The organism is Cognatishimia sp. MH4019 (assembly GCF_020177595.1).
In the GTDB taxonomy this organism is placed as follows: Bacteria; Pseudomonadota; Alphaproteobacteria; order Rhodobacterales; family Rhodobacteraceae; genus JAHTBL01.
Genome location: NZ_JAHTBL010000010.1, coordinates 73,878 through 94,262, shown reverse-complemented (window position 1 = coordinate 94,262; position 20,385 = coordinate 73,878). Strand labels below are relative to the sequence as shown.

The following is a 20,385-nucleotide window of genomic DNA, read 5'->3' as shown; positions in this document are numbered from 1 at the left end:
GGTTTAGGCGGTTTCGACAACCCTGAGCGGCTGTCGAGCCGGTTGCACCGTCGATTTCGGCAAACGCAGGAAGATCATCGCAGAGTTGCGAATGTCGTTCTGACTTAGCGTCTCAGCCAGCTGGTCCGGGGCGCAGCGCAGAACCTTCTGGTTCGCCCGCTGCGCATCCGCCACGATCTCGACCTCGACCAATGCGCAATAAGGCGAGCGGCGCAGGTTCCGCGCGATCATCGGCGCGGCAGAGACCGCCATATACAGCGCAACGCACGCGCCCGGTTTCAGCTGCTCGAGCCAATCAGGCGCGCGCGGACCATCATCCAGATGGCCCGTCGTCAGGATCAACTGATCAATCTCGCCGCGCTGGGTCAGCATCTGACCAGACGCTGCAGCGGCCCCGCTTGCTGCTGTCACACCCGGCACGATTTCGACCGGGATCCCGACCTCGGTCAATGCGCTCAGCTCTTCGGCCCCGCGGGCAAAGATGCCTGGATCACCACATTTCAGACGCACAACGCGCTGGCCTTGCTTGGCCGCCGCCACGAGCATCTGAGTAATCTTTGACTGCGGCCACGCATGACAGCCGGGCTTTTTGCCCACATAAACCCGCTCCGCATCACGGCGGGCCAGCTCCAGAATTTTGGGATCGACCAACCGGTCATAGAAAATCACATCCGCTTCCTGCAACCGCTGAACACCTCGCAATGTGATCAGGTCCTTTGCGCCCGGACCTGCGCCAACCAACGCCACGCTGCCGTCTTTGTCTGCACGGAAATCGCCAGTTTGGATTGCGTCCTTGATCGCCCGCGCCGCCTCGCGTTCCGATCCACGCGCAAAGGCTTTTCGCGGCAGGTCGTTGAACACCCACCGCCACAAATCTCGGCGGTCGCGTGGGGCCAAGCGCGCCATCGCAGCCCCGCGCAAACGGCCCGCCAAAGCCGCCAACTCCCCCAATCGCGGCTCCAGCGCTTGCTCCATCTGCGTTTTGATCTGCCGCGCCAAAACGGGCGCAGTGCCTTCCGTGCCAATCGCGATCACGACCGGGTCGCGGTCGACAATCGACGGCGTAAGCGCGTCGCACAGCTCTGGCTGATCAACGACATTCACGGTCGCGCCGCCTGCTTTTGCCAAGGCGTGCATCGCCGCATCCGCCCCCGGACACCCGCTGGCAACAAAGCACAGCGCGGTGTCCGCGAAATGTGCAGGGGTCACACGTTCGGTGACATGTGTAACGCGCCCCGCCTCGGCCAGTGCTTGCAGCTCCTCTTCCAGCCCCTGTGCCAGGATTTCAATCCGCGCCTCGGTCTTCAGCATCAACCGCGTCTTCTGCGCCGCCTGCTCGCCCCCGCCCACAATCACAACGCGGCGGCCTTTCATCTGCAAAAACATCGGAAACGTCTTCATGCGATTTTCCTTTCAGGGGCGTGGCGCAACTGCCAGAGCCGTTCAGCCAAACGATCAGCTGCGGAAATGCTCAGCGCCGCATCAAGCGTCCAAAGCGCAAGAGCTGCAGTGCCAATTACGGTCGCTTCGGCAAATTCATCCGATAGATCGCCTGACCAAAAGCCCGCCAGATCAATCGCTTGATCCGGCTCATGCAACCGGCGCGTCTCGTCAATCAGGGATGAGGCGCGCTCTTCGATATGCGCACCATCCCGCAAGCCAAATACAGCGATGTCTTTCGCCGGATTGCGCTCAAACTCGCCACCACCACCTTTGATGACACTCAGGTTTGTCTGGCCCAACGCCTTGGCAGCGCGGGCTTGCAGGCCGCGATAAGACGGATGGAACACGCCTTGTACCGTGGCACTGGCCGCCGCCGGGTTCCACATCCGCAGCACCGTGTTAATGCACGAGCGCAGCCCGAACGTGTCGCGCAGATCAAGCAGGCTTTGCGCCACGGGGCTCAAAGTATCCAGCGGGTGATAGCTCAGCGTTTCGCTCAATATCCCGGTTTGGCTTAAGGCGTCACGCAGGTTATGCCGCGATCGATTGGACCCATGCAACATCACACGGTAACCCGCCTGCGACACCAGTTTCGCCGCCAGCAAGAACAGCGGTGCACCACGTGTTCGTCCAGCCGAATAACACGGCCAATCCAGATCAACGGGGGGCAAATCATTGCAAACAGAGGTGCGCAGCGCAGCGGTGAACCCCGCAATCTCCGCATCGGTCTCGCCACGCAGGCGCAACACCATCAACAAGGCACCAATCGCCTCAGGCTCGGCCTTGCCCGACAGGATCAGCGTCATCGCCTCTGTTGCCTCGTCTTGCGTCAGCGACCGCGCGCGCCCTTTGCCTTGGGCGACGATCCGTATGAACGGCGCCATGCTCATTCGGCGGCCATCGGCAAGTCTGTAGTGCTCAGCAATGCAGCCAGTTCTGGCTTGCAGGCCCCGCAATTTGTGCCCGCACAGGTCCTCGCGCCAATCGCCTCGACGCTGCCAGCACCTTCGCGGATCGCACCCCGGATGGTGTTGATCCCGACCGACATACACGCACAAACCGTGACACCCGGATCGGGCTGATCAATGCTCGCGCGCCCGGACAAAGCTTGCAACGCGCTCACCTGCGTGCCGATCAACGACACCGCATGGCTGCGCGACAAGGCAACGGGGCGTGTGCTGCTGAAAACCAGCGCCTGCAAAGACCCATCGCGGGTAATCGCGATACGAGTCTGCCCGCTGGGACAATCCTCCATCACCGCAACGTCGCCCGTCTGTTGGGTCAGCTCGCGCGCAAAATCAGACCAGTCCACAGGTGTTGTCAGCCCCGCAAACTCTGCCTGCCAACCCGTAGGGATACGCGCGACGGCGGCATAGTCCTGCGAGGGGGCCATCCTAGTCGTTGAGGCCGCAAATACATACCACGCCGCTTCAAACCGCTGCGCTGCCACCATGCCGCCCTTCAACGCTGGCTGGCCCGAGACCGGGTCAACAACCTGCGGCGTCACCGCATTCACAGCCGACGACGCACTGCGCTGACGCGTCCAATGCATCGGTGCAAAAAGCTGCCCCTTGGCCGTGCTGTCCGTGATCAGCGCCCGCAAGATCGCTTGCCCGTGTCCGTTCTTGATCTGCACCAGATCGCCTTCGGCCACCCCCAAGTCTGCCGCGTCATCGGGATGGATTTGCACATAAGGCTCCGCCAGATGCGCCCCAAGTTGAGGCGCTTTGCCTGTGCGCGTCATCGTATGCCACTGATCGCGATTGCGCCCGGTGTTTAGCTTGAAGCCTGTTGTTGCAGGCAAAGCGGGCGGCGTGACGGGCACCATCTTCGCTTTGCCATCCGGGTGATAGAAGCCACCTTTTGCAAAGAAGCGGTGATCGTTGGCGGGCCATTGGGTAGGCAGCAGATTGGCATAATCCGCATCAGCAAAGACGCTCAGATCAAGGTCTTTTCCGAAGTCGCGAGTTGCTGCGCCGAGACTCACATATTCCGCGAAGACATCCGCGGGGCCCTCATAGTCAAAGGAGGCACCCCAGCCCATGTAGGCCGCAACATCCGCGATGGTGCGCCAGTCTGGACGGGCCTCTCCGGGCGCGGGCAAAAACGCGCGCTGGCGAGAGATACGCCGCTCAGAATTGGTGACGGTGCCGTCTTTTTCGCCCCATGCCGTAGCGGGTAGCAACACGTCCGCCAGATCGCCCGTATCCGTGCGCGCCATCACGTCTGAAACAACGACAAACGGCACGTTGCGGATCGCCTCTGACACGCCATCCGCGTCCGGCATCGACACGGCGGGGTTCGTCGACATCACCCAAAGCGCCTTGATCTGGCCGTCGGCACAGGCCTGAAACAGATCGACCGCTTTCAGACCCGGCTGTGCGGCAATCGTCGGGCTGCCCCAAAAGCCTTGCACCGCCGCGCGATGCGCGGGGTTCTCGATATCCAGATGATTGACCAGCATGTTGGCCAAACCGCCCACCTCACGCCCCCCCATCGCATTGGGTTGACCTGTCAGCGAGAAAGGCCCGCATCCCGGAGTGCCGATGCGGCCCGTTGCAAGATGGCAATTCAGGATCGTGTTGACCTTATCAGTGCCGCAAGCCGATTGGTTCACCCCTTGCGAGTAAAGCGTCACGACCTTCTGCGTTTCAGCCCAAAGCTGGTAAAACGCTTGAATATCAGCCGCATCTGCGCCGCTGTCCATCGGATCAGAGCTGCGCGCCGCGTCTAAAGTGGCATCAAACCCGTTTACATGCTGCGCCACATAATCGGCATCCACGCAATCCGTTTCGGCCAGATGCGCCAGCAGCCCATTGAACAAGGCCGCATCCCCATCAGGCGTGATCCGCAGATGCAGATCGGCCAAATCACAGGTCGCTGTCCGGCGCGGGTCGACATTCACGACCCGCATTTCGGGGCGCTTGGCTTTGGCCTCTGCCACCCGCTGATGCAGCACCGGGTGGCACCACGCCAGATTCGAGCCGACCAGAACGATCAGGTCCGCCTCCTCCAAATCGGCGTAGATGCCAGGAACGGTATCCGTCCCAAACGCCCGCTTATGCCCAGCAACCGAAGACGCCATGCAAAGACGCGAGTTCGTGTCGATATTGGCCGAGCCGATAAAGCCCTTCATCAGCTTGTTGGCGAGGTAATAGTCCTCGGTCAGGATCTGGCCCGAGACATAAAACGCAACGCTATCAGGCCCGTAGTCGCGGATTGCGGCGCTGAACTTGTCTGCCGTCAGCCGCAACGCATCATCCCAGCTAGCCCCACTCCCGTCGATCTGCGGGGCCAAAAGCCGCCCCTCCAGATCAATCGTCTGACCCAAAGCCGCCCCTTTCGAGCAGAGCCGCCCGAAATTCGCCGGATGCTCCGGATCGCCCTTGATCGTGCCGTCAGCACCGGCCAAGACCCCGCAGCCCACGCCGCAATAGGGGCATGTGGTGCGGGTCACGCTCATGCGACCGCTCGCGCGCGCAGGAACGTGGCATCCAGCAGGATGCGCCCGCCTTCGACCCGTGCGGGATAGGTCGCGACCTGCCCCTCGTCCTCGCCCTGCACAAGGCCCGTCTCAAGCGAGATCACCCAGTTGTGCAGCGGGCACGTCACTGACGCACCATGCACGATACCCTCGGCCAAGGGTCCTTGCTTGTGCGGACACGTGTTATCAAGCGCGAAAACCTGATCCGCACCCGTGCGAAAAATCGCAACGCAGCCTTCGCGCGTCTTGACCACCCGCGCCCCGCGCTTGGGAACATCGTTCAGATCGGCAATATCAATCCAGTCGGTCATTCTGCGGCCTCCAAAGTCAAATTGGCCAGCGGCTGATAGCTTTCAGCTTTCTCCGCCGCATGCTCGGCCCAAGGGTCTTTGCGATAGATGGATTGGGACAGCTCGAAGCGTTCGATCAAAGCCACGCGTTCGTCCAAATCATCGACAACGCGCTCTTTCACCCAATCGAGGCCAAATTTCGCGATGAATTTATAGGGCCGATCCAGATACTTTGCGTGTTCGCGGTAGAGCTGGACAAAGGCAATCGTCAGATCAATCGCCTCCTGCTCGGTCGCGGCTTTCGCCAGCGCTTCGGTCTCTTTCAGGTCCATACCAGCCGCGCCACCGACGCTGACCTCATAGCCACTGTCCACGCAGATCACGCCGACATCCTTACAGGTCGCCTCCGCACAATTGCGCGGGCAACCAGACACGGCCAGCTTCACCTTATGAGGCGTCCACGAGCCCCAAAGCGCCTTCTCCAGCTTGATCCCCAAACCAGTGCTGTCTTGCGTGCCAAACCGGCAATGATCGGTGCCAACGCAGGTTTTCACTGTGCGCAGGCCTTTGGAATACGCATGGCCAGATACCATGCCCGCCGCGTTCAGATCGGCCCAGATCGCAGGCAAATCCTCGCCCTTGACGCCCAGCAAGTCGATGCGCTGACCGCCGGTGACCTTCACCGTCGGCACGTTGTATTTGTCCGCCGCATCGGCAATCGCGCGCAGCTCGTTGGCGTTGGTGATTCCACCCCACATGCGCGGCACAACGCTGAACGTGCCGTCTTTCTGAATGTTGGCGTGCTTACGTTCGTTGATGAAACGGCTTTGCGGATCGTCGCGATACTCCAAGGGCCAATCAGCCAGCAGATAGAAGTTCAGCGCCGGGCGACACACATGGCACCCGCACGGCGTCTTCCACCCGCATTCCTGCATGACCTCTGCCATCGACGTCAGCCTTTGCGATTTTATCATCCGGCGCACGTCTTCATGGGTCATATCGGTGCAGCCGCACATCGGTTGCGCGGTCGGCATGACAAACGCATCGCCCAGTGACACCGCCAGAACCTGCTCGACCAGACCGGTGCAGGTCCCGCAGGATGCAGACGCCTTTGTGGTGGCCTTGATCGCCCCTAAATCCGTCGAGCCTGCTGCGATGGCGTCTTCGATCTGACCTTTGGAAATGCCGTTACAGCCACAGATTTCCGCATCACGCGGTAAGGCTGCAACGGCTGAGAGAGGGTCCACAGTGTCGCCCACCAAATTCCCGAAAAAACCAATGAAATCAATGGGCTGGTGTCCCTCAGAATCTCAGAACAGCCCTAAGCATATCAATAGGTTAGCAGCAAGGTGTCCCGCAATTTTGGGCAGAGTTCACCCCGCGTTCTCGATTCCTTGATGCCCCCAGGTCACGACATCGAACAGAAACTGCGGCGACACGCGCTGTGGGTTGGGTAGATCAAGCGCAGCGGCACAAATCTCCGAACAGAACCAACGCGATTCATAGTGACGACCAAGAGCCAAAACCTGCGACAGCAGAATGCCCTTATAGTCATACTGCGCGCCAATGCGGTCGTGGATGAACTGGGCAGGATTGACAGGATCGATCCGCAGTTCGACCAGATCCCAGCTTTCCGGCTTCAGCAGGATGCGCTTGACGCGGACGCCGCCATCCCGGCCAGACGCCGATAGGCACTGAGTGGTGACACCATGCAGCGCAGTGCCAGCAATCAGTTCGACATGACTATACCGGCTGCGGGTCGCCAACCGGACAGATGCATCTTGAAACCGGTGCCAGCGCGTCTTCGCGCGACCTTTGTAGAAAGCAAGCGTGACGGCCATCGCTATTTGAACCGCGACACGCCAATCACGCCAAAGATGCTGATGATGATGCCGCCCGCCCAATCATCAAGCGGCGCCGGAAGGGCCGCAATGGACCAATCTTGAGGATAGGCGCACCCTTGGCACCAGAGAATGGAATACAGCACCACAGACCCGAACCAGAGCGCCAACGGCACCGCGAACAACAGCGACAGGACAAAGCCGCCAGAACGCATCCAGTCTGCCCGGTTGCGGTAGTGTTCTCGCACGATGTCACCCTTGATCCTTTCGCGGTCCGTTTCGGCGGCAATCTTGCGGTCGACCGTATCCAACGCCCGATCCAGAATGCCGCCGCCAAGGAAATTCAGAAGTGTCCGCAACATCAGCGCACCCCTTCCGCACAGTGTTTCAGGCGTTCACGGAACAAGACAATGCTCGCGATCAAGCGAAGGGTGCTCCCAACAAGTCGCCACCAGATCACTTCGCCCATCCTTTGCGATTGGCAAGCATATAGAAACCTTCAACAGCCATACCCAGAAGCGCCGCACCTGCGATCACAATGTCGGGGTCAGCTGCCAGGGCGTCACCCGCCGCTTGCGATCCCATGATAAGACCGCCAACAACGTAGCGAAGAATGATCCGCACAATAGGTCCGTAGTTCATGATTTCCTCCGAAAGATGCTGAGAATAGCCGCCAGAAGCACAGACCAACCGCCTGAGCGCTCCTCAGCGGGTTTGTGAGTGGTGGTGTCGGCAACAGGCGCAGGATCGCGCTCTGGAACCTGTGGGACGGCTGGGGCAGTGCGGGGCGCATATCCGGATTGCGTTAGAGCCAGATCAAAAGCGCGGGCCGCTGCAGCATATTTGTCGGCGTCAAGATTGCCGTTCCAAACTGCGTTCGCATTGAGATAATCGCGATGGCTTCCCTCAATAAATTCAGACAGCTTCAAACCAGTCGCCCAGCCTTCCAGCATCGGCACGACCAATGCTTTGACCGAAATTTTGAGATCCATAAGCAGATCAGGCTGCGAGATCAGAGGCAAGCCGAGACCTTGCGACCACTTTGTGTAATTGCGCCGCCCTGTAATCTGCCCAAGCCCGCGCCCGCGAAAGTCCCATCCATCATTGGGTTCTGTATTGCCGAGGTTTGCCCGGCCCCAGTGACCGCCATAGACCACGTTCGCCAGTTTCTTCGGGTTGCGCGCCAGCTTTGATGCGGGGATGCCTTGGCGGCGATGCTTGCCGAACACCTGCAACAGCCGCTTCTCGCTATACCACAGGCTTTCTTCGACTGGCTGCATTTTGCCACCTGTCTCGCCATAAGCGCGCGCACAGACATAAGCTGTCTGCCCCAGATCAGCGGCTTGCGACACGCACTCAGCAAGGATGGCCTCAATGCCGTCAACCTGTGCTTGTGAAAAAGACGTGCCAAATACCCCGCTATTGCGCTTGCGCAAAGCGGCGTAGAATTTCTGCTTATCCATAGAAATACCTCCAACCCCGCTGGCGGGGCATTGCTGTTAAGTTGTGTGCTGAAATCAGCTTCGGTGAAGTTCCTGAAGTACTCGGACCGTAATTAGGATCGTCTGCACTGTCTCATTGACGCGGCGAAGGTCATCTTGGCTTTTTCGGATGTCTTCGCGCTCTGCCATCTGGCCCGTTTGAAGCGCTGCGACACCTTCAGTAATCTGCTTCAAGAGGTGCAGAACCTCAGTGTTCGGCAGTGGCTCATCGACCGCCGACTTTGCGGTTTGCGCTTTACCCTTTACGGCCCTCTGACCAATCAACAGGCCGACCAAACCCGTGACAGCGACGATCCAAGCCGGATCGGCCACTAACTCTTTCCACATAACCTACCCCTGCTGTTTGGACGCAATGTTCAAAATGAACACGGCAGCCATGACAGCGTTCAAGGCCTCGGATGTCCAAGCCTGAACCCCTGCCCCTGTCGTCGTGACCGACCAGAACGCAACCATGAGGATAGCGAACATGGCGAATGAAAACAGCAAACATACCTTCCGCAATGTAGGTGAGTGATGCCAATTACCGTTGATCACAATACCGGCGATCTGGCCAAGCCCAACCACCAGAAATAGAAGTCCCCAGAAATGATGATCAGCCAGCGCCGTGAACGATCCGTATATCGGTGACGCCATATCAGCCCAACCCGTCAGCCACAAAAAGCCGCGCCGCATCATTTCAAGACCAAGCAAGAACTCAGCAGGTCGCCAATCCAGCGCCCAAAGCCAACGCAGAGCGCTCATCAGGCCAAAGCCGCCTTCAACTTTTGTGCTGTTTCTATCACCCAAACCGCGATTGTATCACGCGACTGTCCCTCCAGGCTTTTTTCAGCCTGTTCAACAAAGCCGCTAACGACTTCCACATACCCAGCCTGCGCCTTTTCGATCAGCTCGCTTTCAAAGCCCTCAACAAGCCCGTTCAGTTCACCAAGCGCTTCGGCGCGAGCAACGATAATCTGCGCTTGCTCTTCAACGCTACGCCCGCGAATTTGAGCCTCTGCGCCCAAAACACGCACATCAGCGTCCGAACCAGCGCCAGCAATGACGCGCGTGGCCCTCTCGACCTTGGCGTTCCAGCCCGCAATTTTGACATGGTCGGCACCTTCAGTCGCGATTGTTCGCACCGCGCTTGCAATCGCCTGAACGTCACGAACAACATCCTGCCGCTTTTCAGCATCCGTGCGCAGATCAGGCTCTTCGAACAACGCAACTTCAGGCGGAACGTCGCCATACGCCTCAATGACGTGATGACTGCCATCTGGCATCCAGTATTCCGTCCCGACATGGTCTTCGACAATGGTCCACGCACCGTCGCGGAAAATCGCCACACGGCCATCAGGCACCTGTGGTGGCCGAATTTTGGTCGCAAAGGCAGGAACAAGCCACGCACCGTCACGCGGCGACTTATCCGCCGCAGCCTCACCTGTATAGACTCCCGTTTCAGCGTCGAAATTGTAAATTTTCATGAGAGCGATCCTTCAAAGCAAATGCAGGGCAAAAGGGCCATGTTGCGGGGCCGGGTCTCAGAACCGGTTCGAGGCGCCCCTCCGCCCGCTGTGTCAGGGGGTGATGTAATGTTGGCGTTTGTTGACGCTGAACTATTCTCAATAGCACGAACATCTGCTTGGCCTGATTTCACACCAAACCGACCAGCCGAACCATACTGGCTCAAGCCAAGAAAGTGGTTGTGATCCTGCATTGCATCCTGCTGTGATGAACCAAAAACACGACCGCTATCAACACCCCGGCCATCATCCCAACCCCGCAAAAACTCGCCACGAAGGTCGGGCAAATTGAATGTGGTCGCACCATCGCCTACGCCAAAAGACGTGCCAATGATAGCGAACAATTCAGGGTAAGTGTCGCGGGCCAACTCAGCGCCATTTGCCTTTATCCAGCCCAATGGTGGCACACTCGCGGCAAAAAATGTTACGGCACCAACAAATTGACCCGCGGCATTCAGTCGAAAATTTCCTGCTGCAGTCCGCCACGTCGCAAACAGCCGTTCTTGTCCCCCGTCATGCAACACCAATTCAATGTCATCGCCATTCGGGCGGCTGCGAAACAGCCCCTTACCAACGCCTTCGGGCAGCTCATCGTCGAAATGCCCGCTCAGGCAGGCGGTGACAAAGGACTGGTAGACCTGAGACACGAACTGCACATCGGTGAAGTCCGGTCCATTGGGCGGCGGCACCATTGCCCCGTATCCATATTTGCTCATGATTAACTCCGTTGTTTAGGCCGACCCACGGCCATAGCCAGCTGCGGTGAAGTCGATCACCGCAGGAATGGGATTGTCGTTTGCATCAAAGAACTGCTGAAAGAAGCCGAACCGATCCGCATTGGTGCGCACAGACCGCGCACCTGTTGGCAGTTCCTGACCGTCCACCACGATGGCAGGTTTGGCCAGAAACGGCGGCGAGAACGTCACCTGAACACCTGCTGCGGGGCAGGCAATGTCATCCCCCCGTTCAATGCGGTCGGGCATGTCGACCTGCAGCGCCAGCTGTTCCAAAACCACACTGACGCGCGGTTCAAAGGCTTCGAACAGCACCCGGAAGCGATAGGATCGGGCAAGGTAATCGCCCACAATCAAAGGCGACCAGTCCGACCACACAATGGCAGGATCATCCTTAGCCGTCTGCGCCGTCGATACTTCCACAGACAACCGCCACAGCCCGTCCACACCCCCCCAAACACTCGCACCAGAAAAGATGCTTTGCCCGGAAAAGACGCTGTCATTCAGACGATAGCCATAGCCACGCAGATCCGCAGACAGCCGCGATGTGAACACGTCGCCCAAATCGACAATATCTTCCATCTGATAGTAGGCCGCAGCAGGCACCGCATCGCCCGCGAATATCCGCTGACCGGAATAAATGCTTTGCCCTGAAAAGATCGAATTACTGGCCAAGAGTGCCAGAACATCGCCAGACCGGACCAAACCAGCACCACGGCTTCCCTCGAACTGAGGTTCGGCAGACACCGCTTCGACCACGTTGAAATGCGCCAGATTGACTGTGTTGGACGTGACCATGACAGCATTAGCGCTTTTGCGGTCAAAGACAGAAACGGCCCTAATGAAGTATGCTCCCGACAGCGCAGGGACCATGGCATCACGCCCAATTGCATCAACCATAACATCTACTGCATTCGCCCAGCCCGATGCCGGATCGGCGGCATGGCGAATGTGATAGTGCGACACAACCGGCTCGCCCCGATCCCACGTCAGATGCGCCTGATCGCCCAGCACACGCATCCTGAAGCCCGTGACATCGCCCGGCGTGATGACGCCTTCGGGCACATAGAACGTCAGATCAGACCACTCTGACCACGTGAAAAGTGCATTTCGCACTCGGACATGGACTGTAAAGGGGCCAAAGCTGTCACCCGTCAGCGGCACATCAATCGACTGACCCGACTGTTCGCCCAACACTGTGCGGGTTTCCGCTTCATCGGTGAAATCAACCTGAAACGCAGCAACGGTCTCACCGGGGGCCACCTGCCAGCTGACCGATGCCACCAGCCCCGCTGGTTCCGCGCGATAGCTGACATCAACCGACAGCCCCACCACAGGGGAAGGTCGCTGGACACTGGGCAAAATATATGGGGCCGCGTCATCGACCGTGATGCCTTGTTCGATGCGGTCATACTTGTTCGGGTCATCTTCCAGCGCAATGATGCTGTAAAGGTGTTTTTCCGGTGTGTTGGACAGCACCCGGAACTGACGGGGCGCAAGGTTTGATGCCGTGACGATGAATACCGTGCCCGCGCTCACACCGTCTGGCACCGGCGCATCAAATAGCAGCACAGTTTGCGACCCATCCTGCCCGGCCTGCAAATCAGCTTCAACGAAGTCACCCACCGAGTCTGCCAACAGAAGCCTGTAGGTTTCTGAAGCCTGCAGCGCCACCGGATCATCTACTGTCAGCGACAGCCGATCTTCGGCAATCGACAAAACCCTACCACCCATGCGAAAGCCGACCCGGTGTTTGTCTGAAATCAGGATGCGGTCACCAGGCCGCAGCGCCGCGTGATCATATCCCGCCTGATAGTTCACCGTCTCGCGTTGCGTGGTGTCGGTATCGACCAGCCATTTCGCTGCCCGCAGCGCCTCCCCACGGGACGTGGTGAAGGGCAAGCTGATGTCGGACTGACGGCGATTGTAGCGCTGTATGGCGTCATGGTCCTCAAAGACCACACCCGCCTTCAGCTTATAGTGATCCGCCACATCCCGGAAACTTGCCACCACAGCGGTTTTGCGCGCGTTCAGCCCCGTGCCCGCGTAGTTGAACGCCCCATCGACCACATTGGCATTGGTCACCAGCTTCACTGGATCGGCGGGCGCATCCTGCACAGGCACTACCGCACCCGCTCCCCAATAGGTCACCCCCCGAAACACGGTCGAAAGCTGCGTGATGACCTGATAGGCCGCTTCGCGTGTATTCATGACGCCATTGATTGTGAAACGCGGCTCTGATCCACCCAATCCATCTGGAACCAGCTGATCGCAGTATTTTCCAATCTGATAGATCCGCCATTTGTCGACCAGTTCCGGCGCAATGCGTTCGCCTAGCCCCCAACGGTTTTCCAGAAAGATCGTGTAAAGGAAAAACGACGGATTGTTGGAATAGGCCAGCTTGAATGTGCCATCCCAGATCGCGCTTTCGTCATAGGTCCGCGCTTCCGGGTTGTAGTTTGTCGGCACCCAGCACTGCACACCTTTGATCCGATAAGATCGACGCGGCACCCTGCCACCAAAGGCTTGCGCAGGAATGGCAAGCGCGACATAGGCCGTGTCTGGATACTGCAGCTTGGCGTCGATGACTTCCGTGTAGGACACAAAAAACAAGTCATCTTGCACGTTGCTTTCATCGCGGTCTCGCGTCACCCGCTTTACGCGCAGCGAAACAGGCCGCACCGATGGAAGGTTGATACGATAATCGCGCTGATAACCCGATGTGGTCTTACCGCTCAGTCGCTTGCGGCTTCCAACGCGCCGCCACCCGCCATTGCTAACCTGCATTTCGATGTCGAATTCGACGCGCGCGCCTTTCAGATCACCGTTCTTTTTGTTCAGGGTCGACAGCTGATTGACGCCAACTTTAATCCGCACAGCATCAACGTCTTGTGACATAACTGCGCGGGCCACGGGCTGGCCATGCTCGACCAAAGCACCAACACCGATTTCATTTTCGACGGCGGCAAAACCCGGAACATGATCTTGCGACGGGGTGCCGGTGCGCAACCAGTATTTGACCCCTGAGAAGTTATAGGTGCCGTTTGCGTTCTGCAGTGGCGTATCATCAAAATAGATGCACTTGGCCGGGTAACGCTCATCCGCAAAGCCTTCAATCGGCCCCTCAGACAGCACGTCGATGACGTAGGCTGTCGATTCAACCAAAAGATTGTCAGGGTCTTCTTTGGGCGTGCGCTGCTTCGATCCGCCGCCCTTGCCACCGCCTTTGGCACCACGCAATGCACTTACCATCAGCCCAGATCCTCAACATGAATTGCGGCAGAAACAACGACGCTGCCAACCTCGCATTCACCCACAACAACCGGCACAGCAACACCGGGCGTCGACACATTCACAGCGCTGCCAAACAGTTCCGATTTTGGCCCCTCGCGGCTGTCATAGTCCGAAGTGCCGCTTGTCGGTTGCGGGGCGAGCATCTGGGACACCCCACCCAGAACCATCGCCACACCTGCCTGCGCCACAAGGCCGGAAACCGCCTTTCCAGCGATTGCCCAACCGCCGGGAATGACAAAGGATGCCGCGATCAGCACCGCACCCAACACAACTTTGCCGATACCCTGTCGCTTCGCCCCAATCGCGCGCGGGATGATGTGAAGTTCGGTTTCGTCATCCGCGAAGGCCACATGCAGTTCCTGCGGGGTCTGGTCCCGGCCATCGACTTCTGCCCCCCGAAACACCTGATAGTAGCGGTCACGCATATGCGCATCAAAGCCGCCGATCATCGTGCAAAGCGCGCGCACCGCCTCCGCCGGGCTGTCAATCGCCAAGCGGAATTCGCGACCAAAGGCTTCGCCCAAGGCCCCGTGAAGGTAAACGGTTCGGATCATTATTTATGCTCTTTTGTGCATTTTATATTGACCTTTCCATACACATACGTGTATAAAAAGACATGACTAAGAGACGCGACATCATTAAAGCACTGGAAGCCGCAGGCTTCATCAGCAAGGGCGGCACCAACCACGAAAAGTGGGCGCACAAGGATGGTCGCACCACCATTGTGGGACGCCACAAAGACATCCCGCTGCCAACAGCCCGACTGATCGCCAAGCAAGCGAAAGTCAAACTGCCAAAATAGGAACCACCATGCCCAAGACGATCCAAAAAGAAACCCGCCTCTACCCTGTTATCCTTCACCGCGAAGGTGACACTTGGGGGTATTTCAGCCCCGAATTCGGGGGTGGCGGCGCGCCGACCGAAACAGACGCCATTTATGAAGCGCAATATATGATCGAAGGCGCGCTGGCCGATCTGATCGAAGCCGAAGACGCCATTCCAGATCCCACTGCGCCCGAAGACATCGAGGCGGACGGCGGGAAGATTGTCTATGTCCCGATGATGCTCAGCAACGCTGCTGAACGCATCTTCCTGACACTGCCAAAATCGCTGATCGCCCGAATTGATGCCGCGACCAGCAATCGATCCGCATTCTTCGCGGAACTGGCAAGGGAACGCCTGAATCATTCCTAAACGCCCTTCGGTCGCAGCCAGTGGGTGATGTGCTTCAGCTTACGGGCAATCGGCTCCCGGTGAGATAGGTTGCCGTGCATGTGTTCCAGCAGCAGCCCGTCGCCCAGATAGATGCCGCCGTGATTGGGCACTTTTGAGCGAATTGACATCAGGTAAACGTCACCCGGACGCGCGATCGCGGCATACTCATGCGGCGCTGTTGAGATGACTTCAAAACCCCACTCCTCAAGATTATCGAGATACAGGCCACCTTCCGTTTTTGGATTGACCCACCATTCCCAATCGCGTGGGCAATCTTCCATCGGATGCCCTATAACCTCTGCGTAGTGATCACAAATTAACGAGAAACAGTCACTGACCCCGTGCAGGAACGCGCGCGGCACATGCAGGCCATCGTGGAACACGGGCGGGCGCGGCCCGCCCCAGTGGCAGGCCAATTCTGCGCCATCGTCACCCGGCACCAGAATGGCCCACGGGACGCGCGTTTCGATCTGGCCCACCATGTCAGTGCGCGACGGCCACCACGGCCCACCCGGATGCGAATGAATGACGCCTTCCAGATCCCCAGCCCTAAACGCCTTGCCGATTTCGACGGGCGCAATCTCGAACTCGACCGTTGGATCAGCGGCGACATTCTCACACGGCGAATAGCGGCCAGCCCGAACCAAACCGCAGGCTTCATTCGGGGCGGCACGGACGGCATGCGCTGCCGCGTCCAATAGCACCTCGCGCGAAAACACCCCGCCGGGCTGGCGGAAGAAATCAGGATGAAACATCACATCAACCTCTGAATTTACCTGCGCCGGGAAAACCGCCATAGGGCAGCTTGGCATTTTGACCGAACCGCAGTTTGCAATCGCGCAGCTGACGCCCACATCGGTCCTGATCTGGTGACCAAACCTGATTGCCGTTGGCATCGAACATCTTGCTGCCCGCATAGGGACAGGTCGCGTTCGAATAGTCGAAACTGCCATCCGGCAAGGCCCGTCGATAGGTCCACTGGCAATGGTTCAGCACCTGACGACGCGGCAGAAACACATCTTCCAAATCCAGCGCGGACTGCAGCTGAAATTCAATCATGTCAGGCGTCTGGTTGGTCTTGCGCGCAACGGTGTAGATTTCCACGCCCATATGCGCCTGCGGGTTAGGTTCCGACCCATCATCCAAGAACTTGCGCAGAGTTTGCAACCGATGCACCTGCGCGCCCAGCAGGTCATCATAGGCTTCAACCATCGACATCAGATAAGCCGCGACCGACACCTGATCGCCGTCTTCGCGCGCCATTATAAAGCGCACAGTGGGCTGCGGCAGGGTGCCACCAGCGGACCATTCCCAGCCTTCCGATTCAAACGGTATGACCGCGTAGGTTTGACCGCCGAAAACAGGTTGGGCCTGCGCAAAATCTGCGCCCGGCACAGGCGTGGGCGCAAAGCGGTAAACATCACCGCCGATCATGCGCGCATCCACCGTGAACAACTCCACCACATCATCGAGCGCGAAACCTTCCAACTCGCGGCGCATTGGGTCTTCAAAATTATCCATCAGACGATGTCGAATTCTTGCCGGAAGGTGGCACGGATGCGCCACATGGTTACGCCACGACTCTTGCCAATAGGGACGCTGCCCCAGGCATCGCATGTCCAAAGGGTTGTTCCGGCATCCCAGGGCAGCTGATAGCGAAACGCTTCTGCGCCGCCTCGATCAGACAGAAAGCCATCAATGTAGTCCTTCTGCGATTGCTCGACTTCCCAGGACAGCGACACTTCACGGCCAACAGAATTCGGCCCAGTTTTCGAACGCTGCGAATAGCCGCCCTCGAACTGTGCGCGGCGCACGTTTGGCACCTTGTCTTCGGCATAGCCTTCGAGCGTCGGCTCCCATGCAGGGTTGAACTCAAGCACCATTAGGCACCTGCCTTTTTCTGATAGGTGGAGTTGAGGATGCCGCCACCGCGCATCGCATCCCCCAGTTGCTTGCTGAACATCTGCACAAACATGGCGCGCATTTGGTCTGTGACCTCTTGGCCGACATCCTGCGGCTGATCGCTGTTCGACTGGATGACCATGTCACCGGTCCAACTGAAGGTCGAATTCGCCTGCATCGCTCCGGCCGGCATCGCCGGTGTCGTTGGCAGTTCTGCGACCACACCCAGCTTGCCATTCTTGCCACGGCTCAGCGGTAGAATGGCTTCGGGTCCGGCTTCGCCCATCACACCTTTTCGCTTGCCTGCGAAATTGAAGAATGTCGGCTTGTCGACCACACCACCACGAGCAAAAGGAACAACACCCGAACCATTGAAAGCGTTGCCATTGGCGCTTGCGGTAACCGGAAACAAAGCACTGGCAAAACTTCCCAGCAAGCCACCACCTGCACCACCGCCAGTAAGCATTGTCGCGAACTGTTGCGTAAGCATGTCAAAAACGGGATCTAAAGCAAGATCAAGTAGTCGATCACCAATTCGCCCGATGGCATCGCCAAGGTTCTCAGCTTGGCGAATGTCCGACATGATGCCTCGAGCAAATGCTTCTGCAGCCTCTTCACTCGCAGTTTTGACACGGCCAAGGCGCTCTTCCGTGCGCTGAAGTTCCGAATTTATGACGGCTTCCGCATCGGCCCGCGACAGGCCCATGTCGATTAGGGCGGGCAGCAATTCCAGCAAACGCTGACGTTCGGCATTCAACTCTTGTTCGATGTAGAGCGCCTTCTGGCCGTTCTCGACAAGAAGTTCGCGCGCTGCTGACAAATCACGCTCAGCATCACGCGCTTCTTTCGCTTCGGAGCGCGCGCGAGAACCATCAGATCGCGATTTGGGTCGCGCCGCTTCTTTTGCCGCAGCAGCCGCTACTTGGCGGCGCGTCTGAAGGACACGGTCCATAGCGCGATCCGCCTCGGTCTTTGGCAAATCCGCAGCGGCTTGCGGCGGGATAGACCCATCTGCGATGCCCGCTTGGACACGGCGCGCACTCACTGCGGGCGAAATATTCAAAGCAGACGCCAGATTTGACCATAATCGCCCCGCTTCGTCAGCTGCGCGCGAAATCTCAGAACTGACATCAGTCTGACCAAGAGCGGCGGCAGCATCTGCAGCGCCGTTCAAAGACATCTCAATTTGTTCGCCTTCTGCAGAAAGAGCTTCTGATTTCTGCCGTGCAGCCTCGACTTCAGCAGCGAGTTCTGCAGTGCTGGACATCGCCAAACGCATTTCATCAGTCAGATCAGACGTCGACCCACCAGCTTTGATGATTGCATCGGCAGCAGCTACTAGCTGCTTTCTAAATTGTTCCAATTGTTCATAGGTGGCATCAATCGCCCCTAGTTCCAGATCTCCGGTAGCCTGAGCATATGCCTGTCTTAGGTTCTCCAGCTGACCACGCTCTGCCGCCTCAAGCTGTTTTTCCAAATCGTTGAGACGCAGCCTTGCCTGAATTGCAAGTTCCTGTCGCAACAGGGCATTTGCCCGAATCCTGTCATTAATTGCCAAGACTTCTTTGCGAGCCGCATTAACGGCAATCTCACCACCTTCTTGAACCGCAGTCGACAGCCTGTCTTGCGACAGTTTCAATTGCTCAAGATCTGAGAGGATTGTGTCATTGACACCTTCCAAGCGACCCATCGTCGTGTTCAGGTCACCAATACTTGATTCAAGACGCTCTGTTGAAGTGCGGGCCGATGCCATCCCCAGGGCCAACGCGCCAATGGCAGTAATTGCCAAGCCTACCGGACCACCGAAAAACGCCATAACACCGCGCATCGTTCGGCCCAAAGCAATGCCTGCACGGTAAGCCATGTTTAATCGGTTCTGGGCCGCAACCAGACCGTTTTTAGCCGCAGTGGCCCGCGCGTGTGCGCCAGCCAGCGCCAGCGCGGCCCGCTCTTGCGCACGATCAGCAGCCGCAGCCGAGCGGCGCGCTGTCTTATGAGCGCGACCCGCAGCCAATCGGAATTGTAACTCTTGATTTGCCGCGCGTTGGCGCGCATTGGCCGCGTTCAATTCTTGACCTGCCTGAGCAACTAAAGCGCGGCTGGCAGCGACTTGGGCCTGTGATGCCGCAACATCTTGTCGACGCGCCGCAGTACCGGACTGAAGAGACGATTGGAGTGCGCCCAACCCTTTTCCGCCCGCAGCTGCCAATGCGACTGAGCCAACGATTTCAATGGCACGAGCCAGATCCGCACCACCACCAGAAGATTCAGCCATGATTTGGCCCAAACCTGCCATGGCACCGTTAATCGCTGCCGTAGCACCCAAAGCTTCATCAATACCACCGACATAGGCCGTAAGACCTGTCACCAGAACGTTAAAAGCTTCGTCACCAGACATGGCTAAAGCGCCAAACTTTTGGTCTGCCGTTGCAGCGAGGCCATCTAATGCTTGGAGCACCACGTCTGTCGTCAACTTTTGGTCTTCTGCCACCGCTTTCAGCTGTTTTCGTGTGACACCTGCGGCGCTTGCGAGCGCATCAAGGAACTCAATTGGTGCGTTCTCTCGAATGGTGCGGAATTCATCACCGGACAGAACACCGGACTGCAAGGCTTGACCCAGCTGCACGCCCAACGCTGTCCGCTCTGAACCCGTCGCACCCTGAACCGCCAATAGCTTCTGCAAAGTTTCGACGCGGCGCGTTGTGATCTCAATACCCGCCCCAGTAGACCGCTGAAACCTTTGCACGATGGTCGCTGTGCCGCCGACTGCGGACCTTGTGCGCAAGGCCAACTGAACAAGGTTCTTCTGACCCTCTGCCGAAACGACACCGATGCTCTGCAAACGGCGTTCGACATCTCGCCAGCCTTCGGCATAATTGCGCAATTCGCGCAGGGCCTGGGTGCCGACATACCCTGTCAAACCAACCAGTGCCGTCCGCGTATTCAGGATTGACCGGGTCGACCGTTCCCACCGTCGATCGATGCGGGACAGGCGGTCATTGGTCAGCCGTTCCTGACGCGCCAAGGTCTGGTCATAGACCCGTGCGCCACGGCGGAAGTTCCGCGTGTCAGCTGTATATTCTGTGACCAGACGTTCGGTTGTCATTTGGACTGTGCCTTGACTTTCTTCAGATGCATTTGCTGAGCGGGCCAAAACTCAAATGGCGTGGCCCGCCAG

20 protein-coding genes and 1 pseudogene are annotated in these 20,385 nt (G+C 58.3%); 2 read left to right on the top strand and 19 right to left on the bottom strand.

Features of this window, described 5'->3' with window-relative positions:
* Window positions 1–3: 3 nt before the first annotated feature.
* The 15 genes and pseudogenes from cysG to KUW67_RS15785 form a co-directional block, all read right to left on the bottom strand.
* A complete protein-coding gene (cysG, locus tag KUW67_RS15855; protein ID WP_224826307.1) occupies window positions 4–1,401 on the bottom strand; it encodes a siroheme synthase CysG in 1,398 nt (465 codons plus the stop codon).
* Complete coding sequence (locus KUW67_RS15850) at window positions 1,398–2,333, bottom strand: glycosyl transferase family protein (RefSeq protein WP_224826306.1); 936 nt, start codon at window positions 2,331–2,333, stop codon at window positions 1,398–1,400. The genes cysG and KUW67_RS15850 overlap by 4 nt, the downstream gene beginning before the upstream one ends.
* The gene (locus KUW67_RS15845) at window positions 2,330–4,906 is read right to left on the bottom strand and encodes a nitrate reductase (protein WP_224826305.1); all 2,577 of its coding nucleotides are present in this window, start codon (window positions 4,904–4,906) and stop codon (window positions 2,330–2,332) included. Before KUW67_RS15845 ends, KUW67_RS15850 begins: the two co-directional genes overlap by 4 nt.
* The gene (gene nirD / locus KUW67_RS15840; RefSeq protein ID WP_224826304.1) at window positions 4,903–5,238 is read right to left on the bottom strand and encodes a nitrite reductase small subunit NirD; all 336 of its coding nucleotides are present in this window, start codon (window positions 5,236–5,238) and stop codon (window positions 4,903–4,905) included. Before nirD ends, KUW67_RS15845 begins: the two co-directional genes overlap by 4 nt.
* Window positions 5,235–6,473, bottom strand: a pseudogene (locus KUW67_RS15835) ((2Fe-2S)-binding protein); the annotation flags it as partial. The gene nirD and the pseudogene KUW67_RS15835, both read right to left, overlap by 4 nt.
* Before the next feature lie 117 nt (window positions 6,474–6,590).
* A complete protein-coding gene (locus tag KUW67_RS15830; RefSeq protein WP_224826303.1) occupies window positions 6,591–7,058 on the bottom strand; it encodes a hypothetical protein in 468 nt (155 codons plus the stop codon).
* Window positions 7,059–7,060: 2 nt separating this feature from the next.
* Window positions 7,061–7,420 carry a hypothetical protein gene (locus tag KUW67_RS15825; RefSeq protein ID WP_224826302.1) on the bottom strand — a complete coding sequence of 120 codons (360 nt, stop codon included), beginning with the start codon at window positions 7,418–7,420 and terminating at the stop codon, window positions 7,061–7,063.
* A gap of 94 nt (window positions 7,421–7,514) precedes the next feature.
* Window positions 7,515–7,700 carry a hypothetical protein gene (locus tag KUW67_RS15820; protein ID WP_224826301.1) on the bottom strand — a complete coding sequence of 62 codons (186 nt, stop codon included), beginning with the start codon at window positions 7,698–7,700 and terminating at the stop codon, window positions 7,515–7,517.
* The gene (locus KUW67_RS15815) at window positions 7,697–8,521 is read right to left on the bottom strand and encodes a hypothetical protein (protein WP_224826300.1); all 825 of its coding nucleotides are present in this window, start codon (window positions 8,519–8,521) and stop codon (window positions 7,697–7,699) included. Before KUW67_RS15815 ends, KUW67_RS15820 begins: the two co-directional genes overlap by 4 nt.
* A gap of 54 nt (window positions 8,522–8,575) precedes the next feature.
* The gene (locus KUW67_RS15810) at window positions 8,576–8,887 is read right to left on the bottom strand and encodes a hypothetical protein (RefSeq protein ID WP_224826299.1); all 312 of its coding nucleotides are present in this window, start codon (window positions 8,885–8,887) and stop codon (window positions 8,576–8,578) included.
* A gap of 3 nt (window positions 8,888–8,890) precedes the next feature.
* A complete protein-coding gene (locus tag KUW67_RS15805) occupies window positions 8,891–9,301 on the bottom strand; it encodes a hypothetical protein (protein ID WP_224826298.1) in 411 nt (136 codons plus the stop codon).
* Complete coding sequence (locus KUW67_RS15800) at window positions 9,301–10,023, bottom strand: hypothetical protein (protein ID WP_224826297.1); 723 nt, start codon at window positions 10,021–10,023, stop codon at window positions 9,301–9,303. Before KUW67_RS15800 ends, KUW67_RS15805 begins: the two co-directional genes overlap by 1 nt.
* Window positions 10,020–10,778 carry a phage tail protein gene (locus KUW67_RS15795; RefSeq protein ID WP_224826296.1) on the bottom strand — a complete coding sequence of 253 codons (759 nt, stop codon included), beginning with the start codon at window positions 10,776–10,778 and terminating at the stop codon, window positions 10,020–10,022. Before KUW67_RS15795 ends, KUW67_RS15800 begins: the two co-directional genes overlap by 4 nt.
* Before the next feature lie 15 nt (window positions 10,779–10,793).
* On the bottom strand, window positions 10,794–14,048 hold the full coding sequence (locus KUW67_RS15790; RefSeq protein WP_224826295.1) for a host specificity protein J: 3,255 nt from the start codon (window positions 14,046–14,048) through the stop codon (window positions 10,794–10,796).
* Complete coding sequence (locus tag KUW67_RS15785; RefSeq protein WP_224826294.1) at window positions 14,048–14,644, bottom strand: hypothetical protein; 597 nt, start codon at window positions 14,642–14,644, stop codon at window positions 14,048–14,050. Before KUW67_RS15785 ends, KUW67_RS15790 begins: the two co-directional genes overlap by 1 nt.
* A gap of 62 nt (window positions 14,645–14,706) precedes the next feature.
* Here KUW67_RS15785 and KUW67_RS15780 point away from each other — a divergent pair, with 62 nt between their 5' ends.
* Window positions 14,707–14,892, top strand: coding sequence for a type II toxin-antitoxin system HicA family toxin (locus KUW67_RS15780; protein ID WP_224826293.1), 186 nt, complete (start codon window positions 14,707–14,709; stop codon window positions 14,890–14,892).
* 8 nt (window positions 14,893–14,900) lie between these two features.
* Entirely contained in the window at window positions 14,901–15,284 is a 384-nt protein-coding gene (locus KUW67_RS15775) for a type II toxin-antitoxin system HicB family antitoxin (protein ID WP_224826292.1), read from the top strand.
* Here the strand turns inward: KUW67_RS15775 and KUW67_RS15770 are convergent.
* Genes KUW67_RS15770 through KUW67_RS15755 form a run of 4 tightly spaced genes read right to left on the bottom strand, consistent with a single transcriptional unit; the run spans window position 15,281 to window position 20,313 of the window.
* Window positions 15,281–16,060, bottom strand: a complete 780-nt coding sequence (locus tag KUW67_RS15770; protein ID WP_224826291.1) for a Mov34/MPN/PAD-1 family protein — start codon at window positions 16,058–16,060, stop codon at window positions 15,281–15,283. The two genes, KUW67_RS15775 and KUW67_RS15770, sit on opposite strands and share 4 nt — an antisense overlap.
* Window positions 16,061–16,064: 4 nt before the next feature.
* Window positions 16,065–16,826 (bottom strand): phage minor tail protein L, encoded by a 762-nt coding sequence (locus tag KUW67_RS15765; RefSeq protein WP_224826290.1) that lies wholly within the window; start codon window positions 16,824–16,826, stop codon window positions 16,065–16,067.
* Window positions 16,826–17,188: a phage tail protein gene (locus KUW67_RS15760; protein ID WP_224826289.1), complete on the bottom strand. Its 363-nt coding sequence runs from the start codon at window positions 17,186–17,188 to the stop codon at window positions 16,826–16,828. Before KUW67_RS15760 ends, KUW67_RS15765 begins: the two co-directional genes overlap by 1 nt.
* Window positions 17,188–20,313: a tape measure protein gene (locus KUW67_RS15755; protein ID WP_224826288.1), complete on the bottom strand. Its 3,126-nt coding sequence runs from the start codon at window positions 20,311–20,313 to the stop codon at window positions 17,188–17,190. The genes KUW67_RS15760 and KUW67_RS15755 overlap by 1 nt, the downstream gene beginning before the upstream one ends.
* Between the last annotated feature and the right edge of the window lie 72 nt (window positions 20,314–20,385).

Bases quoted from the DNA above. Each gene is read 5' to 3' on its own strand.
- KUW67_RS15760 (WP_224826289.1), bottom strand. From the start codon at position 17,188: ATGGTGCTTGAGTTCAACCCTGCATGGGAGCCGACGCTCGAAGGCTAT.
- KUW67_RS15815 (WP_224826300.1), bottom strand. From the start codon at position 8,521: ATGGATAAGCAGAAATTCTACGCCGCTTTGCGCAAGCGCAATAGCGGG.
- KUW67_RS15755 (WP_224826288.1), bottom strand. From the start codon at position 20,313: ATGACAACCGAACGTCTGGTCACAGAATATACAGCTGACACGCGGAAC.
- nirD (WP_224826304.1), bottom strand. From the start codon at position 5,238: ATGACCGACTGGATTGATATTGCCGATCTGAACGATGTTCCCAAGCGC.
- KUW67_RS15805 (WP_224826298.1), bottom strand. From the start codon at position 9,301: ATGAGCGCTCTGCGTTGGCTTTGGGCGCTGGATTGGCGACCTGCTGAG.
- KUW67_RS15825 (WP_224826302.1), bottom strand. From the start codon at position 7,420: ATGTTGCGGACACTTCTGAATTTCCTTGGCGGCGGCATTCTGGATCGG.
- KUW67_RS15830 (WP_224826303.1), bottom strand. From the start codon at position 7,058: ATGGCCGTCACGCTTGCTTTCTACAAAGGTCGCGCGAAGACGCGCTGG.
- KUW67_RS15795 (WP_224826296.1), bottom strand. From the start codon at position 10,778: ATGAGCAAATATGGATACGGGGCAATGGTGCCGCCGCCCAATGGACCG.
- KUW67_RS15845 (WP_224826305.1), bottom strand. From the start codon at position 4,906: ATGAGCGTGACCCGCACCACATGCCCCTATTGCGGCGTGGGCTGCGGG.
- KUW67_RS15850 (WP_224826306.1), bottom strand. From the start codon at position 2,333: ATGAGCATGGCGCCGTTCATACGGATCGTCGCCCAAGGCAAAGGGCGC.
- KUW67_RS15820 (WP_224826301.1), bottom strand. From the start codon at position 7,700: ATGAACTACGGACCTATTGTGCGGATCATTCTTCGCTACGTTGTTGGC.
- KUW67_RS15765 (WP_224826290.1), bottom strand. From the start codon at position 16,826: ATGGATAATTTTGAAGACCCAATGCGCCGCGAGTTGGAAGGTTTCGCG.
- KUW67_RS15780 (WP_224826293.1), top strand. From the start codon at position 14,707: ATGACTAAGAGACGCGACATCATTAAAGCACTGGAAGCCGCAGGCTTC.
- KUW67_RS15785 (WP_224826294.1), bottom strand. From the start codon at position 14,644: ATGATCCGAACCGTTTACCTTCACGGGGCCTTGGGCGAAGCCTTTGGT.
- KUW67_RS15800 (WP_224826297.1), bottom strand. From the start codon at position 10,023: ATGAAAATTTACAATTTCGACGCTGAAACGGGAGTCTATACAGGTGAG.
- KUW67_RS15770 (WP_224826291.1), bottom strand. From the start codon at position 16,060: ATGTTTCATCCTGATTTCTTCCGCCAGCCCGGCGGGGTGTTTTCGCGC.
- cysG (WP_224826307.1), bottom strand. From the start codon at position 1,401: ATGAAGACGTTTCCGATGTTTTTGCAGATGAAAGGCCGCCGCGTTGTG.
- KUW67_RS15775 (WP_224826292.1), top strand. From the start codon at position 14,901: ATGCCCAAGACGATCCAAAAAGAAACCCGCCTCTACCCTGTTATCCTT.
- KUW67_RS15790 (WP_224826295.1), bottom strand. From the start codon at position 14,048: ATGGTAAGTGCATTGCGTGGTGCCAAAGGCGGTGGCAAGGGCGGCGGA.
- KUW67_RS15810 (WP_224826299.1), bottom strand. From the start codon at position 8,887: ATGTGGAAAGAGTTAGTGGCCGATCCGGCTTGGATCGTCGCTGTCACG.